Below are 18,190 nucleotides of genomic sequence, written 5' to 3'. Positions count from 1 at the left end.
TGCTTCAGCGTCGGAGACGGAGTCCCCGGGGTGTCGCCGAGAAACCGGCCTCGGTCAGTGTCTTGGAGAAGTCCGTGCCGTGGATGTCGTGACCGTTGATCCGCTCGACGAGCAGTTTGTCGACTCCGCCGCGCTTGACTGTGCCTGCCAATGCTGTTGCTGCAGAGGCGATGTCCTCGGTGTTGTCGCCGAACGTCAGCACCGACTTTCCGCCACGTTCGACGAACATCGTCAATTCGCCTCGGACGAGGACGACCAATGCACCGGCCTTGCGGCCCGGCCGATGCTTCGTCGTTTCGTCCGGCTTCTCGCCGACACCAGCCTCGCCACCACCGGCTTTCGGCCAGGGCAGTGCTCCGCCGTAGGGGTTGGCCGGATCACACGACGCGAGTACGACGGCGCTGGCGTTCTTCTTCGGTTCGTCGTAACTGCGCAACCGGTCGACCACGTCGGAGGTGGAGAACTGGGCACCGCCGAGCGAATCGACGAAGTAGCCGCGACGGCATCGACCGGAATCCTCGAACCCGGTGAGCACCTTGTACATCGTGGCGAATCCGCCCGGGACCCCTTCGTTCATCACCGAGCCGCGGGTCACCACGCCGTAGCGCTCGAGAAGTACGTCTGCGGTGGCATGAGCGCGAACGGTGAGGTCGGGTTCGAGCTCGGGCAACCGTGACCATCGACCGCCGGCCGTCGGTGGGCCGGTACGGGTGGGCAGTGACGGCCGCTCGAACTGACGGTAGGAACGCAGGCGCGGTGTGCGACGTGGGGATCGATGACTCGGGGCCGAGCGGGTGGCCGTGGAGTTCAGCAGTGCGCGCAGCGGCGCGAACGTGTCGTTGCTCAGACGCCCTGCCCACACCAACTCCCACAAGGCCGCCTGCAGCGCCGTGTCGTCGGTACTGCCGACGGTGTCGGAGAGTTGCCGAAAGAAGTACGCACCGCCGCCCGCGACGGCGTCCTGAATTCGAATCTGCAACTCCGACAGATCGGATTCTGCTGCGGGTACGAGGGTGAGGGGTGCGGTGTCGGCCATGTGCAGGCTCACCCAACCGTCCTTGGACGAGATCGCACCGTGCCCCGACCACAACACCTCACCGGTGGAGGTGAGTTCGTCGAGCATCGCCGGGCTGTAATCGGTCACTCGCGACGAGAGCACGAGAGATTCCCAGGCCGATGCCGGAACAGGAACGCCCGCAAGCTGTTCGATGACGGTCGCGACGCCGTCGATTCCGCTCAGGCGTCGACTGTCCACGTACTGCCAGGCGGGCAGGAAGCGGCCGAGGGTGGCGGTGGAGACCGGTTCCACCTCCTGCCGGGCTGCTGCGAGCGATCGACGCCGCAGTCGCCGGAGAACCTCGGCGTCGCACCATTCGCTGCCCGCGGCACCGGGACGGAATTCGCCTTCGACGACGCGTTTGTCGACGGCCAATCTGCGCAGGACGTCGCGTACCACGGCGGTACCGACGCCGAACCGAGCCGCTGCGTCGTCGAGGGTGAACGGTCCGTGGGTTCGGGCGTACCGGCTGATCAGGTCGACCAGCGGGTCGTCGACGGGTTCTATGAATGCGGCCGGGGTGCCGATGGGAAGTGGAACACCGAGTGCGTCACGCAAGCGAGCCGCGTCTTCGATGGCCGTCCACCAGGTCTGTCCGGCGAACGTGACCTCCATGGCCCTTTTGGCATCGGCCAGTTCGGTGAGCCACTGCGGGAATTCGTCGCCGTTGGTGCGCAGCCCGATTTCGTCCACGGTCAACGGGCCGAGCAGCCGCAACAGATCTGCTACGCCTTCGATGTCCTTGGCATGTCTGTCCTCGGGCAGTCTCTGCAACTCGAGTTCGGTGGTGGTGATGACGTCGGCGTCCAGCAACTCTCGCAGCTCGACGCGTCCGAGCAACTCGGCCAGCAGCGCGGAGTCCAGTGACAGTGCAGCGGCCCGGCGTTCGGCCAGCGGGCTGTCGCCCTCGTACATGAACGCGCCGACGTAGTTGAACAGCAACGAGTTGGCGAACGGTGACGGCGATGGTGTCTCGACATCGACGATTCTGATCTGGCGCCGACCGATGCGGGCCAGGATGTCTTCGAGGGCGGGGAGGTCGTAGACGTCCTGGAGGCATTCGCGGACGGTTTCGAGCAGGATCGGGAACGTGGGGTACTTGCGTGCCACATCGAGCAGCTGCGCCGAACGCTGCCGTTGCTGCCACAGCGGTGCCCGCTTGCCCGGGTTGCGGCGGGGCAGAAGTAGTGCGCGAGCGGCACATTCGCGAAATCTGGACGCGAACAATGCCGATCCGCCGACCTGTTCTGTGACGATGTCGGCAATCTCGTCGCGCTCGAACACGAACAGCTCTGCGCCGGGTGGCTGATCGTCGGTATCGGGGAGTCGGACGATGATGCCGTCGTCGGAGGCCGTGGGGGCGGCGTCGATGCCGTAGCGCTCGATCAGTCTCGCGCCCACCGCTAGTGCCCACGGCGCGTGTACCTGCTGGCCGTAGGTGGAATGCAGCACCAGTCGCCAGTCACCCAGTTCGTCGCGGAACCGTTCGACGATCATCGTCTTGTCGGTGGGCAGTTGACCCGTCGCCTCCAGCTGCTCGTCGAGCAACGCGATCAGGTTGTTGACGGCGTTGGCGTCGAGGCCGTCGGTGCTCAGTCGCTCGGCCAGGTTGCTGCGGTCGGTGGTGCTCCGCAGGAACTCGCCCAGAGCCCGACCCAGTTCCGCAGGCCGACCGAGACCGTCGCCGTGCCAGAACGGAAGCCTTCCCGGTTGGCCGTACGCCGGACTGACCAACACCCGGTCGTGGGTGATCTCCTCGATGCGCCAGCTGGTGGCACCGAGCGCGAACACGTCACCCACTCGTGACTCGTAGACCATCTCTTCGTCGAGTTCGCCTACTCTGGACTGCTTTTCGCCGACCATGTAGACGGTGAACAATCCGCGGTCGGGGATGGTTCCGCCAGAGGTGACCGCCAATCGCTGCGACCCGGGCCGGCCGGTGAGGGTGTTGGCGTCGCGGTCCCACACGAGCCTCGGTCGGAGTTCGGCGAACTCGTCCGAGGGGTAGCGCCCCGAGAGCAGGTCCAGAGTCGATTCGTAGGCCGAACGGGGCAGCGTGGCGAAACTGCCTGTGCGACGGACGGAATCGAACCAGTCCTCGGCGTCGATGGGTTCGAGGGCGCAGGCCGCGACAGTCTGTTGAGCCAGCACGTCGAGCGGATTGGCGGGTACGAACAGTGCCTCGATCTTGCCCGACGTCATGCGTTCGACCGTGACCGCGCAGTGGATCAGGTCGGTGCGGTGTTTGGGGAACAGCACGCCCTTGGAGATCTCGCCGACCTGGTGCCCCGCGCGTCCGACGCGTTGGAGCCCGCTGGCCACCGACGGCGGTGCCTCGACCTGAACGACCAGATCGACCGCGCCCATGTCGATTCCGAGTTCGAGGCTGCTGGTGGCGACGACGCAGCGCAACCGCCCGGTCTTGAGGTCGTCCTCGATCAGTGCGCGTTGGTCCTTGCTGACGCTGCCGTGGTGGGCCCGGGCCAACAACGGATCGGCACCGTGGTTCACGTCGTTGGGAGTGCCGACCTGTGACGGCGGCTTGTGTTGTGTCTCGACGCCGTCGCCGATTCGCTCGGCATACACCTCGTTCAGCCGCGCCGTGAGGCGCTCGGCGAGCCGTCGCGAGTTCGCGAACACGATGCACGAACTGTGTTCGAGGATGAGATCGACCATCTTCTCTTCGACATGCGGCCAGATCGAGCCCTGCGCCGGGGGAGCGGCGGAGGTATCGGCGTTCGGATCGGTGACACCCAGTTCGGTCATGTCCTCGACGGGTACCTGGACCGTCAGGTCGAACGTTTTGGGGGCAGGCGGGGCGACGATCTCGATGGGAGCAGCTCCGGCCAGGAACCGTCCGACCTCCTCGTGCGGGCGAACCGTCGCGGACAGGCCGATGCGCTGCGCCGGCTTGTCCAGCATGCCGTCGAGCCGTTCGAGCGACACCGCGAGGTGTGCGCCGCGCTTGGTGCCGGCCACGGCGTGCACCTCGTCGACGATCACGGTGTCGACCTCGGCGAGAATGTCTCGCGCTGCCGAGGTGAGCATGAGGAACAGCGACTCCGGGGTGGTGATCAGGATGTCCGGGGGAGTCTTGATCATGTTCCGACGGTCGGCGGCGCTGGTGTCGCCGGAGCGCACGCCCACCGAGATCTCGGGTGGATCGAGGCCGAGTCGCTTGGCCGTCTGAGTGATACCGACCAGGGGCGCGCGCAGGTTGCGTTCGACGTCGACGGCCAGAGCCTTGAGCGGGGAGATGTAGAGGACCTTGGTCTTGCGCTTGCTGTCCGCACCCAGTTGCGCCAGCTCGTCCAGAGCCCACAGAAAGGCCGAGAGGGTCTTGCCCGATCCGGTCGGTGCGACGACGAGAGTGTGAGCGCCGCTCGAGATCGACGACCAGGCACCGAGCTGCGCGGAGGTGGGGGCCGGAAAAGCCCCGGTGAACCACTCGCGAGTAGGCCGCGACAGCTTTTCCATCACTGACAGCTCGTCCGCTGCTCCTGCGCCGATACCGTGCCTGGCCATCCCACCATCATGCCCCGGGGCACCGACAGATAATCCCCGTGCAGCTCCGGTTCACCGAGCCCGTGTTGTTTCCCTCGATTCGGGTACCCGGTCGCCATGACCGACGACCAAGAGACCATGCAGAAGATTTCCGCAAAACTCGATGCTCTGCTCGGCAGCAAGACCAACGGCCTGCAGAACGAGGTTCCCCCGGGAGCGAGCATCCAGTCCGACGAGGACGACGCCGAGCAAGGGCCGCTCGGTCGTGACTACCACCTGGCGAGCAAGTACGCACAGGCTCTCGCGATCAACGAGCCGCAGGTTATCGACCGCGACGAATTCGACCGGTTGGTCGCCGAGTACGGCTGATCGAGCTCCGGCATCGACCCCGGCCCGGTAGGGCCGGGGTCTCGTCGTGTCCGGCGAACCTGGCGAACACCGTGGCATCGGATCTACAGTCGATGGGGTGACCGAACGCAAGAAGCCAGGAGTCACGTTCGAGTCCTGGGTGGACAAGCAAATCCGTCAGGCCCAGGACGAGGGTGCATTCGATGGGCTCGAGGGGGCCGGTAAGCCGATTCCGTCGGGCGATCCCCGGGACGAGTTGTGGTGGGTTCGCGGCTACCTGAAGCGGGAGAATCTCCCAGCCGACGCGTTGTTGCCCACCGCGCTGCAGCTGCGCAAGGAGATCGAGCGGCTGCCGTCCACACTGATCGGTGTTCGGCGCGAGGACTCTGCACGAGATGTCTTGGACGAGTTGAACGCTCGCATCGTCGACTGGATCCGGTTCCCGACGCCTCCGATCGTTCCGTTGGGGCCCGTCGACGTCGAGATGTGGCTCGAGAAATGGCGAACCAACCGGGCCGAGGTGGACCGACTCGAGCGTGAGCATCGCTCGCAGTCGGCCGAGCCCCCTGCAGCAGCCTCCGATACCTCTCGACGATTGTGGTGGACGCGTGTGCGTCGAACATTCAGCGGGCGGCCATTCACCTGGCGGCGCTGAGACCCGTTGTGGTCGTACACAGGGCCAGCGCATCGGCGGCTGTCGACACGAACGGAATGCCGACTGTTCCGTCGACCCGAATCCTCGACGGCAGCAGCCCGTCGGAGTGTGCCGGTTCTTCCATTGTCTTCCAGCCGGTGGCCCGCCTGAGAATTCCGCCGACCAGAGTGTCCGCCGCATGACGGGTACCGCTGCGGACGGTGATCGGCGCGGTATCGAGCTCGACTCGAGCGAAACGTAGTGCTGCATCCACGGCCCCGGTGGTCTGCGCCGCCGACGATCGACCGCGTGGACCTGTGCTCAAGCCGTGCCCGGGTAGATCGAGGACCACAACATCGACGCCGCCGGCAGCGATGTCCGCGGCCAACGGGGTGAGGTACCGCGCATGCAGACCCGCGTCGGCGACGAGCACCACCGACTGCTCGGATTCGATGGACGCTCGGTGGATCTCGGCGTGCACGCTTCCGTGCCCGGTATCGAGCTGTCGATGTTCCACCTGCAGTGCGGCAACATCCGCGCGGCTCAGTGCAACGGCCCCCGATGCCGAGCGTAGGGCTGCTTCGCACGCCATGCCCCGCGCCAGGGCGTCCCCACGACGCAACAGCGACTTGCCTTGCAGCAGAATCATCACCGCGGCACTCTCGTGCGCCGTGAGTGTCGGTGCCCAGCCGGTGGCGCGGCCGAGAGCCGAGGAATCGACGATGGGTTCGCCCGGTGTGACCCACTGGCCGGAGAAGGGGGTGAGCCCCAGTCGGAACGCCACGTTCGCAACATGCGTCGCAGCTTTCTGCGGAACGTCGAACATCAACTGGCCCTGCATCGCAGCGAGTTCGCGCACACCGACCCAGTCCACCGGACCCAGGTTGTACGGGCCCACGAGGTCGGTCTTGGCCGCGCGATGGAAGGCGTCGGCCATGTCGTCCTGGTACAGGAATTGATACGACGCTCGATCCGCGTCCGGGAATGCACCGATCGGCCCAGTGAACTGGTCGATCCCGTCGTTGGCGAAGTCGGGTCCGATGATGTAGGTGCACCGCAACATGGAGATGGTCATCTCGCCGGGGTGCCTACGGAGCCACCACTCCGCATAGTGTTCCACCTCGGCCTTGTCGTAGAAGTAGTAGCGATTGGGATCGCCTGCAGGATAACTGTTCTCGGTGAGCGGCTCCGGCGCGATGTCGGCACCGTACGCGTTGATGCTCGACGCGATCACCACTCGAGCCACGCCCGCTCGATAGGCCGAATCGATGACGTTGCGTGAGCCGCGCAGGTTGATGTCGTGGGTTTCGGCCTTGTCTTTGAGCTCTTCGACCACGAACGCCAGGTGCAGCACGACGTCGCATCCGGCGAACGTCTCCTCGAGGTCGGGAGAGCGAATGTCCGAGCGGAGCGAGGTGAACTTCGGGTGCGTGATTCGTGCTGGGCGACGGGCTATCCCGATGACCGTGTCCACCTCGGGATCCTCGAACAGCCTCGGAAGTATCGCGGCCGCGAAGTCACTGGTGGCTCCGGTGACCGCGATACGCAAGCCGGGGGTGTGCTCGCTCATCGGGGCAGCTCTGCTACGGCCTCGATGATCTGCTCGGTGGCGGTCGACAGCTGCTGTTCGGTGTGTGTCGCCATCACGCACAGGCGGAGTATGGCACCCGACTTCGGTACGGCGGGATGCAAAGCGGCGCTGGTGAAGATGCCTCGGTCGTAGAGGTTCTTCCACAGGCTCATGGCCACGAGGTCGTCGCCGATGTGCAGGGAGACGATGGGGGCGGCCGTATCTCCGTGCGGGGTCGCGGAGCGGCCTGCTACGTCGAGCCCGGCCGATTGCAATCCGCCACGCAGGATCTCGGCGTTCTCGAGTACGCGCCGAGCCCGGTCCTTACCCTCGTCGCTACGGATGAGGCGTACGGAAGCCAACGCTGCACCCACCGCAGCAGGCACGCCGGAGGTCGTGAACAGGAAGGCGCGGGCCTTGACTCGGAGGGTGTCGATCAAGTCACTCGATCCGGTGACGAACCCACCGGTGGAGCTCGGGCTCTTCGACAGCGATGCCATCGTGACGTCGACGTCCTTGGTGATGCCGAACAGCTCGGCTGCTCCGGTGAGTTCGGACCCGTAGACGCCGAGGCTGTGGGCTTCGTCGACCATCAGCGCTGCGTGATAGCGGATACACAGCTCGGAGACCGCGTCGAGCGGTGCGAGATCGCCCTCCATGGAATACAAGCCGTCGACGATGACCAGCACGGCTCCGTCGTCGACGACGGGCTGCTGAAGTTTGGCTTCGAGATCGGCCATGTCGTTGTGCTTGAACTTGACCACCGACGCGCCCGAGAGAGCGCTGCCGTCGCGGATCGATGCGTGTGCCGCCGAATCGACGATCACGGTGTCCCCGGGGCCGACGATCGCACTGATCGTTCCGAGATTCGTTTGATAGCCCGTGGTGAAGACGAGTGCGTCGTCGGTTCCGTGCCACTGTGCGATCTCGTGCTCGAGTTCGAGGTGGAGGTCCAAAGTGCCGTTGAGCAAACGACTTCCGGTGACAGCACTGCCGAACGTGTCGAGTGCGTGCTGGGCACCCTCGACAACCTTCGGGTGGTCGGCAATGCCGAGGTAGTTGTTGGACCCGAGCATGATCTTGTCCCGGCCCTCGACGCGAACCATCGGCGCGACGGCCGATTCCATCTTGCGGAAGTACGGGACCACATCGGCTTCTCGAACTGCGCGCAACAAGTCCACGCGCTCGTCTCCGCCGAGTCGTTTCATCAGTCTGTTGACAACCATCGTGTACCAGAACTCCTCACAGAGTTGATTGTGGATTGTCGCGAATTCTTGAGTTCATTCGGAGCGGCCGGCGAATGCGATTGGTATTCGGCGGAAGAATATTCGATGCTGAAAAACACCCACTCGCAGCGGAAATGGGTTGGTAAATCAGCCCGAAAAAATGATCTGGGTACTTTTTGAGTGTGCAAATTTTACGATATCTTTAGTTTATCCCCGCAGGTCGAAGGGTATGTTGGTAGCCAGCGCGAATTCACCTGCTCCACCGTTGTGTATGGATATCTTCGACCGCTTTGTCGCGATCAAGTGATGGTACAAACGGTCGTCGCTGCAATCAATTGGTGGCACACAATCAACTAGTGACACAAGGAGATGAACTGTGACCGGATTAATGGTGCGCGAAAGGGAAACGCTCGAGAAGTACATGCCCGGCTTGCTGAGCTATCTGGACGCAACCCCGCTGGACCGACTCGAGTCGCGCGAATCGGACGCGATCGACAAGTTTCGGGAGTTCGGCGGTACCGGTTTGGTGGTCCCGGGCGAACTGGGCGGTCTCGGCGCTCCGGCCATCGACGCGGTCCGGGCGCAGAGGGCCATCGGGTCTCGCTCGCCGTCTCTCGGCGCGGGAACCACGATGCACCATCTGTCACTCGCTTCCCTGACGGAGTTCGCGCGCGGTGCCACCGAGGACGACCGAGCATTGATCAAGGGATTGGTCGAACAGAAGGCGATCGTCGCGTCCGGATTCTCCGAGGGCGTCACCGGCGGGAGTGTGTTCATCCCGACGATGACGGCCGTGAAGAAGGGCGACAACTACGTCGTCAACGGAAGCAAGAAGCCGTGCAGTCTGGCACGTTCGATGGATCTGCTGACCTGCAGCGTCGAGATCGACTCCGGTGACCGCGCGGTCGCCCTGATTCCGGCCAGCCTCCCGGGTATGAGCGTGAAGCCGTTCTGGACCACCGACATTCTGGCCGGCGCACAGAGCGAAGAAGTTCTGCTCGAAGACGTCGAAGTGCCAGCGAGCCTGGTCCTGCCCAACAAGGACGACGACCCCGATGGCGTGCACGAGATGACCGGATACCTCTGGTTCGGCATGTTGATCTCCGCCAACTACATCGGTGCGGCGACTTCACTGCTCGAGCGGATGATCGAGCAGAACAAGGGCGACTACGAGGGCTACGTTCGGGCGGCGGCCGAACTCGAGGCGTCCATGGCGGCTATCGAGAACGTGGCCCGCGCCTTCGACGAAGGTGAACGCGGACAGGACATCTCGGTGAAGCTGTTGTTCAACCGCGTTGCGATCCGTGACGCACTGGTCCGTAGCAGTTCGGCTGCCATCGAATCGCTCGGCGGGATCGGCTTCATCAAGTCACCCGAAATCGCTTACGTCGCAGCGGCATTGCACGCGTTCGCTTTTCACCCGCCATCACGGCGATCCATCTCGGAGACCCTGGCACGTTTCCACGCAGGTGAAGATTTCGCCTTCGTCAAGTAGTGGTCAGTCTTCGGTGCGCTCTTCGTCGTTCAACTTGTCTTCGCCTCGGTTTCGGAAGAACTTGAACCCGGGGATACCGATCACCGCGCGACGGACGTCTTTGGTGACTCCCAGCAATTCGTGAATCTCGGGGGACACCGTGTCGAGGGTGGCGAGAATGGGGAGCAGAGCTTCCATGTGAGCGAGAAGGCCGGGTAACTGATCGACCATGGCGATGGCGGCGTCGACCTCTTCGTCGGACAGGTTGTCGACGAACCTCCGCGCCATGGGCTCGGCCTGCTTGGCGATGGGATCGAACAGTTCGATCAGCTCGAGCGCAGTGTGCGATGCGACCGATGCCGATGCGACGACCTCGTCGGCGGCACCGGTCGTTCGCTGCACGCTGGCGACAACAGCGTCGGCCGAGTCGATCACCCGGTCGATGCGTGTCATCAATGTCTCTATGTGGTTCATCAGTGCTTCGATTCGGCCGGGCAGGGTAAGCGCGAATTCGGTTGTGGTGATCATCCAGCTCACACCGACCCGCGCCACCGCGACTCCGCGCCGGAGCACCGTTTCGGTACCGAGTGGATCGGGGAGCACCACGCCTGCCAACACCAGAGCCATAGGAGCGACAATGCCACACCGACACCACGCCCCGAGTGCCGTTAGCCTCGTAGCATGAGAGCCCTCGTCACCGGTGCCAGCGGATACATCGGGTCGCGGCTGGTGGCAGCTCTGCTGGCAGACGGTGCCGACGTCGTAGTCGGTTCTCGTACGCCGCGCAACCTGCGAACCTTCGACTTCTACGACTCCGTCACCGCAGTGTCCCTGGATGTCACCGACCAGCAGTCGTGTGCCGCTGCGTTCGCAGAATCCGGCGACATCGATGTTGCGTACTACCTGGTGCACGCCATCGGTGAGTCCGACTACCGTGCGCAGGATCGACGGTCCGCGGAGCAGTTCGCCGCGGCCGCGGCCCGGGCGGGTGTGCAGCGGATCGTGTACCTGGGCGGCTTCGTACCCGACGACGACCACCTCTCCGAGCATCTTGCGAGTCGCGCGGACGTGGGGGAAGCGTTGACGGTGGACGGCGTCGAGTTGGTCTGGCTTCGAGCCGCCATCGTCATGGGTGCCGGTTCGACGTCGTACGAAATGCTGCGTTACCTCGCCGATCGCTTGCCGGTACTGCCGCTGCCGAGCTGGCTCGCCGAGCCCGTGCAGCCGATCGCCGTCGACGACGTGCTGAACTATCTGGTGGCGTCCGCCGACGGCGAGAAGGTCCCGGCGGGCTCGTACGACATCGGTGGGCCGGACGTGGTGCCTTACCGCGATCTGGTGTTCGCGTATGTCGAAGCTGCCGGTCTTCAACGGGTCGGGGTCCCGGTGCCGTTCGTGCCCACCTCGCTCGCGGGCAAAGTGATCGGCCGGATCATTCCGGTTCCGGCCGGGCTCGCCGAGGATCTGGTGGGGTCGCTGCACAACACGATGACGACGTCGGAGAGCCGTATTCGTGAACTCGTTCCCGACCCTCCACATGGTCTGACCACCATCTCGGATGCCATGGCCCGTAGTGTGCGGGGCATGGTGGGTGAGCCTCCCGGTGTGTGTGCGCTGAAGGATCCGCTCCGGCTGGCGAACACGGACGCGGCGTGGAGCGGCGGCGACGCCCTGGGAGTCCGGCGCCGCGGTGTGGCAGCGTCCTCGGATCGAACCTGGGGCTTGATCGAAGCCCTCGGCGGGCGGCGATTGCTGTCCTCGAAGCCGGTGGCGGCAGCGGTGCGTACCAACCTGGACGTGGTGGCCGGTGTGAACCGACGCGTGACATCGGCCGTGCGTCGCTTGACCGATACCGAGGAGGCGTGATGGGAACGTGGTCTACGACCGCGCTGAACGTGATGAAGTCCGCGTTGGTCGATCCTGTGGAGCGCGATCACCAAGAATCCGACGCAGCATTCCGCAAGCGCCGGATCATCGTCATGATCACGCTGGTGATCGGTGCCACAGTGCTCTACTTTTCGCTCAAGGTCGAGCCCGGCGACCCGTCGTTCTACGCACTGACGCTCGTACTCGCTGCGGTGTGGACGGTGGGCGGACTGCTCTCGGGCCCCCTGCATCTGGGACGCATCGTGGTCGGCGGTTCGATCCGTAGGCCGATCGTCACACCCATCCTGATCGGTCTCGCCGTGGGCGGGGTATTCATGCTCGGCGGCCTGGTCGTACGGCAGATTCCGCCGCTGGCCGACTTCACCGAGAACGTGCTCGCACACGCCAGAGTGGGCTCGCTGGTTCTGATCGTCTTCATCGCGCTGCTCAACGGCGTCGCGGAGGAGATCTTCTTCCGTGGGGCGCTGTACTCGGCGATCGGCGTGAAGAACCCGGTGATCATCTCGACCGTCGTGTACGCGATCGCCACTCTTGCGTCCGGCAATCCGATGCTCGGCTTCGCCGCTGTGCTGCTGGGGTACGTGATGGGTCTTCAACGGCGTGCATCGGGAGGAATCCTGGCACCGATACTCACGCACGTCAGTTGGTCGGCGGTCATGGTTCTCGCTCTACCGCCGCTGTTCGTGTGACCACCGATGTTCGAGCAGAAAGAGGCGCAAACACCGAGTCGGTCGGCAAAAACGGTCCTGCGTGCTGATTCTTTCCTGAACTGGGCTACATTGCGCAGGTGAGTGAAAATCTCGATCGCGTCGATCGCTTGATCATCGACGAGCTGGTGTCCGACGGCCGCGCCACGTTGGCGACGCTGGCGGAGAAGGCCTCCCTGTCCGTTTCCGCCGTCCAATCCAGAGTCCGACGGCTGGAGTCGCGGCGCGTGATCCGTGGCTACACCGCCCAGGTCGATCCGGAAGCCCTGGGGCGGCCGTTGTCGGCATTCGTCGCCATCACTCCCATCGACCCGGCGCAACCCGACGACGCTCCCGCCAGACTGAAGCACCTCTCGGCCATCGAATCGTGCCACTCCGTTGCAGGCGAGGAGAGCTACGTGCTGTTGGTGCGGGTCGAGTCGCCCCGTGCACTCGAGCGCCTACTGCAGGAGATCAGGGCCACCGCCAACGTGCAGACACGCAGCACCATCATTCTGCAGACGTTCTACGACCGCTGACGGCCCGCCACACGCGGTCCGACGACAGCGGTAGGTCGTACAGTCTGGCCCCCACAGCGTCACGGACCGCGTTTGCCAAAGCAGGAGCAACCGGGTTGTACGGAGACTCGCTCATCGACTTCGCACCGAACGGACCCAACCGGTCGTACGTGTCGGCGAACAGTACTTCCGTCCGAGGAATATCCGCGAACTGCGGAACGTGATAGCTCCGGATGGAATCGGTGGTGACCAGACCGGCACCGTCGGTACGGATCTCCTCGTACAGTGCGCTGCCGATGGCCTGCGCAACGCCACCTTCGACCTGGCCGCGGCACTGCTGAGGGTTCATCACAGTGCCTGCATCCGCGCTTTGGACCGAGTGCAGAATCTGCACGGTGCCGGTGTTCTCGTCCACCGCCACCCGGAAAGCTTGGACATTGAACGCCAGAGATCGCGGTAGCCCGCCGCTGTTGCCCTCGGTGACCAGCGAGCCTCCCGCCTTCGCCAGGATGTCGTCGAGGGTGACGAACCGATCGCCGCACCGCACGCCCTCGGGCCCCAATGTGCAGTCCGAGTGCCGGTGTCCGGTAACGGTTCCGGCGACATCGAGAATCCGTGCCGACAGTGCGCGGACCGCCGCGTAGAGAGCCTTGCCTGCCACCACCGTGCCCGCCGAACCGAAGGCACCGGTGTCGTAGGTGGTGGAGTCGGTGTCGGACTGACGAACCTGAATGCGATCGACCGACGTGCCCAACTCGCTCGCCGCGATCTGAGTGTGCACGGTAGTGGTCCCGTTGCCGAATTCCGCTGTTCCGACACGTATCTCGTACCGACCCTCGGGCAGTAACGCCACCGACGTCTCGGCGCGATGGCCGCGTGGTGGAATGGTCGCGATCATGGCCACCGCCATCCCTTCGCCGACCTTCCATCCCGTCGGCGCATGCTCACCGTTGCCGCGTCGCAGGGCTGCCTCGGCGAGGTCGATGCACTGATCGAGGCCGTAGCTTCCGAACTGCAGGTCGTCCTCCTCGAGATGCGCGGCGACGATGTCGTCGCCGGGGACGATCACGTTGCGTCGGCGAAACTCGAACGGATCGACGTCGAGCTCCCTCGCGAGATCGTCCATCGCCGATTCGATCGCGAACATCACCTGTCCCAGTCCATAGCCACGGAATGCTCCGGACGGAATGTTGTTGGTGTAGACGGTCTTCGCATCGACCCGTTTGTTGGCGCACCGGTAGATCGCGACGGACTCGCCGCACCCGTGGAACATCACTCCGGCACTGTGATTGCCGTAGGCCCCGGCATCGGTGAGAACGTCGATCGACAACGCGGTCAACGTGCCGTCGGCACTCGCGGCAGCGGTGACGTCGACCCGGAACGGGTGACGACACGGTGACACCGTGAACTCGTCGGTCCGCGTGAACTCGAATTGCACGGGGCGACCGGTGCGGAGCACGGCCAGCGCCACGACGTCCTCGGTCAGCAACTCCTGCTTGCCGCCGAAGCCACCGCCGACACGGGCGGTGAACACCCGCACCCGATCGCGCGGAAGGCCGAAGATCTGGCAGATCTCGTCGCGTACCAGAAAGGGAACCTGGGTGCTGGTGCGCAGATTCAACCTTCCGGTCTCGTCCAGCCAGCCGATGGTGCCGTGGGTCTCCAGGTGCACGTGTTGTACCCGCTGCGTCGTCCACCGCCCGGTGATCACCGCCGCCGCATCACGGACCGCGGCATCGACGTCCCCGGTGCTACCGTGCAACTCTGCCACCAGATTTCGTGACGGATCCGCAATGCGAGCCGTCGCATCCTTGTCGCCGTGGATCTTCGGCGCACCGGGTTCGAGCGCGGATTCGGGATCGAACACTGCGGGCAGCACGTCGTACTCGACGGCGAGGGCGCGGCACCCTTCCTCCGCGGCAGCGACCGAATCTGCGACCACGATCGCTACCCGCTGGCCGATGAAGCGCACGACGGTGTCGAGCACGTGGGTGTCGTCGGGATCGTCGACGCGTCGATCGTGGCGTGCCGTCGAAAATGCGGTCGTGGGGCTGTCTTTCGCGGTGAGCACAAGCACAACCCCTGGCACCCGCTCCGCGGCAGTGACGTCGATGGCGACGATGCGCGCATGCGCATGGGGGCTGCCGAGCACCGTGGCGTGCAGGAGCCCCTGGGGTGAGTGATCGAGGGTGTAAGGCTCGGTTCCGGTGACGATCCGGGTGCTGGCCGGCGCAGCGACGGACCGCCCGCAGGCCGGTCCGTCGACGGCTTTCTCGGTGTTCACCACACCACAGACTGCGTCGGCTATCGCCCGGTACCCGGTGCAGCGACACAGATTTCCCTTCAGTCGCTCGGGGAGTTCGTCCATGTCGTTCTCGGTCAGGGTCGATGCGGTGACGACCATTCCTGCCGTGCAGAAACCACACTGGAAGCCGGCGGCTTCGACGAAGCGGCTCTGCATTGGATGCAGGTCGTCCGGGGTGCCGAGCCCGGAAACGGTGGTCACGGATCGGTTCTCGGCGCGGAATGCGGGGAAGATGCACGAATGCACCGGCTCACCGTCGACGAGAACCGAACATGCTCCGCAATCGCCTGCGTCGCAGCCTTTCTTCACCTCGAAATGTTCGTGCTCGCGCAGCATGGTTCGTAGGCACTGGCCCGGCCGCGGGCTGACGTCGGTCGGTACACCGTTGATGTCGACGATCATGACAACTCCTCGCGAATCTGCTGGGCTGCAGTACAACTGATGTGTCGACGCCAGTCCGGCGCACCGTGGGGGTCGTCGTACCAGTGCTCGGGGCGGATCGTCTCGGCCAGCGCGTCGTCGAGTTCGTCGGACGTCGGCGGAGCCGGGAAGCGAAGTACGAACGGGCGGACGGTCGATGCGCTGACCGTCAGCACGAACGTGCCGCCGGCGTCGACTCGGCCGATCACCACCGCGGCCGACCGGCCGAGCGGTGACAGTGCGAGCTTGCGCATCGCGGTCCTCGCCTCGAGTGCATGCCGTGGAATCGCAATGCTGCGCAACACATCTCCAGGACGAAGGGCATTGGTATGCGGCCCGGTGATCAATTCGTCGATCGCGATGTCGTAGTCGTGTTCGGGACCGTCTGCCGACCACACCTGCCCGATGCCGTCGAGAGCTGCGGTGACCGAGATCATCGCACCGGCAGGTAGGGCCAAAGCGATGTTGCCACCGACGGTGGCGGTCTTCCAGATCTTGAACGAGGCCAACAGTGCTGCGGCACAGCGAGGAAACAGTGCGGCGGCAGGCCAAGGCGATTCGAATCGAGCCAGCGTCTCGATCGTGCACGTGGCGGCGATCTCGAGTCCGGCCTCGGTGACCGTCAACGGCTCCCAGCCCAAGGCGGTGACATCGACGAGGGTGCTCAGATGATCCTGCTTCTCGGAGAACAGCCAGGTACCACCTGCGAGCACTGCGGTGTCCTTGCGCCCCGGCGGCAGATCCGCGCGGGAGCTGGGAAGCAGAATGTTGTCGACAGTGCCGAGATCCATGGTCTTCGTTCACCTCATCCTCGCCGGGAGTGTCCACCGCGCCGGCAGGTCCACCACCCGATGTGTCACCTCGAACTCTAGTGAGTTTCTGTTACCGATCTGCGGTGGTCCGGCGATCCGTCCGAAACTCGGCGGAAACAACACACACCTACTGTTGCCTCGAACGAGCGCAGCAATGCCGAGCCGGGGGAGGGCAACAGTGCTGGTCAAGGACTTGCTCGACGCCACAGGGCTCTGCATCCGATTGCTCACCTCCGACCCGGACGCTCTCGGGCGCACGTTGCGGTGGACCTACACCACCGATCTGCCGGATCCGTCGCGTTACATCGCCGGCGGTGAGTTGGTCATCACCGGCCTCGTGTGGCGTCGTACGCCGGCCGACAGCGAGGTGTTCGTCCGGGCTGTCGCAGAATCCGGGGCCTCGGCGTTGGCGGCGGGGGAGGGATTGCTCGGCCACATCCCGCGGGATCTGATCGACGCATGCGAGCGGCACGGACTGCCCTTGCTCGCCGTACCCGACAATGTCTCGTTCGGCGAGGTCACCGAGTTCCTCGTCGGGCGAGTCACCGGTGATCGAATCGCGTCGCTCAACAGCTCCCTCGTTCGGCACCGCCAACTGCTCACCGCGGTCGCAGACGGTAGGGCCCTCGACGAGCTGGCCCTGCACACCTCCAGGGAAACTGGAATGGCATGCCTGATCTTCACCGCTACCGGGCGCCGGCTGGTGGCCGAGGTCGTCGCGTTCTCCGATGCCGACGTCGACACGTTGACACACGCCGCGCTGTCCTCCGAAAGACTACCCACGACAACGACTCTCAGCGACGGCGAGCCGTACAGCATCTTCGGGATCGGCCCGTCGCTCGCGCAGAGAACCACGCGGTGGTTCCTCGCGGTGGCGGGAGACATGGACACGTTCCTTCCCGCGATCTCCGACGCGTTCGGTCAGCTGGCAGCCATCGCCGCCCTCGATCGTGCTCGACGCGAGGAAGGACGGCTGGTCCGGCGCGAAATAGCAGACCAGGCAGTGGCATTGATCGAAGCCGACAGCAGCAGGCCCGAGGCGTTGACTCGGCTGCGGCAGGCAGCCGTCGATCCGGACCGTCCGCTGGTCGTCATCAGAATCGTGCACAGCGGCAAAGTCGATCTGCGCGAGATGTTGCGGACAGTGCTCAGCGACACTCTGACCTCCTTCGGCGGCGGCTGCGTCGGTGCCAGCACACACGGCGACATCGTCGCGATCGTGAACACCGAGGATCCGTACATCGCGCAGACCCTCCGAACCCGATTGTCCCGCTTGGGTTCCGGCATCGGGCGCAGCCGCCTGCTCGTGGGCGTCAGCTCGGAGGCCACCGGTCTCACCATCGACGGCGCGCTGCGTTCGGCCCGGCACGCCCTCGACATGAGCAGGCAGGGGACCGGCCCCGTCACTGTCACCACCGGTGCGCAGCTGACCTCGGCGGTGTCGATGCTGTCGGCACTGCCCGACGACGTGCGTCGATCTTTCGTCGAGCATGTTCTGGCGCCCCTGCTCGACTACGACCGGCGCGCCGACGCCGGTCTGGTCGACACACTTCGTGAGTTTCTTGCCACCGGCGGATCGTGGAACCGAACCGCCGACTCGTTGCATGTGCACCTCAACACCGTCCGGTATCGAATCAAGCGGGTCGAGGAACTACTCGGCCGCGACCTGGGCTCCACTGAGGACAGACTGGACGTCTACCTCGCTCTGCAATCCATCCCTCGGTCGTCGGCCACGGGAGCGGCATAAGA

The 18,190-nt window shown here is 64.8% G+C and carries 13 protein-coding genes; 7 read left to right on the top strand and 6 right to left on the bottom strand.

Going from position 1 to position 18,190, the window contains the following annotated elements:
- Window positions 1-4: 4 nt before the first annotated feature.
- Window positions 5-4,582: an ATP-dependent helicase gene (locus BH93_RS17150; RefSeq protein ID WP_052065723.1), complete on the bottom strand. Its 4,578-nt coding sequence runs from the start codon at window positions 4,580-4,582 to the stop codon at window positions 5-7.
- Between the two features lie 96 nt (window positions 4,583-4,678).
- Between BH93_RS17150 and BH93_RS17145 the strand changes: the two genes are divergently transcribed.
- Both BH93_RS17145 and BH93_RS17140 read left to right on the top strand, forming a co-directional pair.
- Window positions 4,679-4,930, top strand: coding sequence for a hypothetical protein (locus tag BH93_RS17145; protein ID WP_032376853.1), 252 nt, complete (start codon window positions 4,679-4,681; stop codon window positions 4,928-4,930).
- A gap of 97 nt (window positions 4,931-5,027) precedes the next feature.
- Complete coding sequence (locus tag BH93_RS17140; protein ID WP_037177123.1) at window positions 5,028-5,564, top strand: J-domain-containing protein; 537 nt, start codon at window positions 5,028-5,030, stop codon at window positions 5,562-5,564.
- Here BH93_RS17140 and BH93_RS17135 read toward each other — a convergent pair.
- Both BH93_RS17135 and BH93_RS17130 read right to left on the bottom strand, forming a co-directional pair.
- The gene (locus tag BH93_RS17135) at window positions 5,548-7,113 is read right to left on the bottom strand and encodes an NAD-dependent epimerase/dehydratase family protein (protein ID WP_037176711.1); all 1,566 of its coding nucleotides are present in this window, start codon (window positions 7,111-7,113) and stop codon (window positions 5,548-5,550) included. The two genes, BH93_RS17140 and BH93_RS17135, sit on opposite strands and share 17 nt — an antisense overlap.
- Window positions 7,110-8,339, bottom strand: coding sequence for an aminotransferase class I/II-fold pyridoxal phosphate-dependent enzyme (locus tag BH93_RS17130; protein ID WP_037176712.1), 1,230 nt, complete (start codon window positions 8,337-8,339; stop codon window positions 7,110-7,112). Before BH93_RS17130 ends, BH93_RS17135 begins: the two co-directional genes overlap by 4 nt.
- A gap of 376 nt (window positions 8,340-8,715) precedes the next feature.
- On the opposite strand from BH93_RS17130, the gene BH93_RS17125 reads away from it, so the two are divergent.
- Window positions 8,716-9,834, top strand: coding sequence for an acyl-CoA dehydrogenase family protein (locus tag BH93_RS17125; RefSeq protein WP_037176714.1), 1,119 nt, complete (start codon window positions 8,716-8,718; stop codon window positions 9,832-9,834).
- Window positions 9,835-9,837: 3 nt separating this feature from the next.
- Here BH93_RS17125 and BH93_RS17120 read toward each other — a convergent pair whose 3' ends face one another.
- Window positions 9,838-10,440 (bottom strand): hypothetical protein, encoded by a 603-nt coding sequence (locus BH93_RS17120; protein WP_032376857.1) that lies wholly within the window; start codon window positions 10,438-10,440, stop codon window positions 9,838-9,840.
- A gap of 54 nt (window positions 10,441-10,494) precedes the next feature.
- Between BH93_RS17120 and BH93_RS17115 the strand changes: the two genes are divergently transcribed.
- From BH93_RS17115 to BH93_RS17105, 3 genes are all read left to right on the top strand, one after another.
- Window positions 10,495-11,679 (top strand): NAD(P)H-binding protein, encoded by a 1,185-nt coding sequence (locus tag BH93_RS17115; protein ID WP_037176716.1) that lies wholly within the window; start codon window positions 10,495-10,497, stop codon window positions 11,677-11,679.
- The gene (locus BH93_RS17110) at window positions 11,679-12,389 is read left to right on the top strand and encodes a CPBP family intramembrane glutamic endopeptidase (RefSeq protein WP_037176718.1); all 711 of its coding nucleotides are present in this window, start codon (window positions 11,679-11,681) and stop codon (window positions 12,387-12,389) included. Before BH93_RS17115 ends, BH93_RS17110 begins: the two co-directional genes overlap by 1 nt.
- A 98-nt stretch (window positions 12,390-12,487) precedes the next feature.
- The gene (locus BH93_RS17105; protein WP_032376860.1) at window positions 12,488-12,925 is read left to right on the top strand and encodes an Lrp/AsnC family transcriptional regulator; all 438 of its coding nucleotides are present in this window, start codon (window positions 12,488-12,490) and stop codon (window positions 12,923-12,925) included.
- Here the strand turns inward: BH93_RS17105 and BH93_RS17100 are convergent.
- On the bottom strand, window positions 12,897-15,611 hold the full coding sequence (locus tag BH93_RS17100) for a molybdopterin-dependent oxidoreductase (RefSeq protein ID WP_037176720.1): 2,715 nt from the start codon (window positions 15,609-15,611) through the stop codon (window positions 12,897-12,899). The genes BH93_RS17105 and BH93_RS17100 overlap by 29 nt on opposite strands.
- Window positions 15,608-16,420: an FAD binding domain-containing protein gene (locus BH93_RS17095; RefSeq protein ID WP_037176722.1), complete on the bottom strand. Its 813-nt coding sequence runs from the start codon at window positions 16,418-16,420 to the stop codon at window positions 15,608-15,610. The genes BH93_RS17100 and BH93_RS17095 overlap by 4 nt, the downstream gene beginning before the upstream one ends.
- A 175-nt stretch (window positions 16,421-16,595) precedes the next feature.
- On the opposite strand from BH93_RS17095, the gene BH93_RS17090 reads away from it, so the two are divergent.
- Complete coding sequence (locus tag BH93_RS17090; RefSeq protein WP_037177125.1) at window positions 16,596-18,188, top strand: PucR family transcriptional regulator; 1,593 nt, start codon at window positions 16,596-16,598, stop codon at window positions 18,186-18,188.
- Window positions 18,189-18,190: the final 2 nt, after the last annotated feature.

Origin of the sequence: Rhodococcoides fascians A25f (assembly GCF_000760935.2) — a bacterium.
In the GTDB taxonomy this organism is placed as follows: Bacteria; Actinomycetota; Actinomycetes; order Mycobacteriales; family Mycobacteriaceae; genus Rhodococcoides.
Note: the sequence above shows the minus strand (reverse complement) of the source record. Positions and strands in the feature narration are given on the sequence as shown.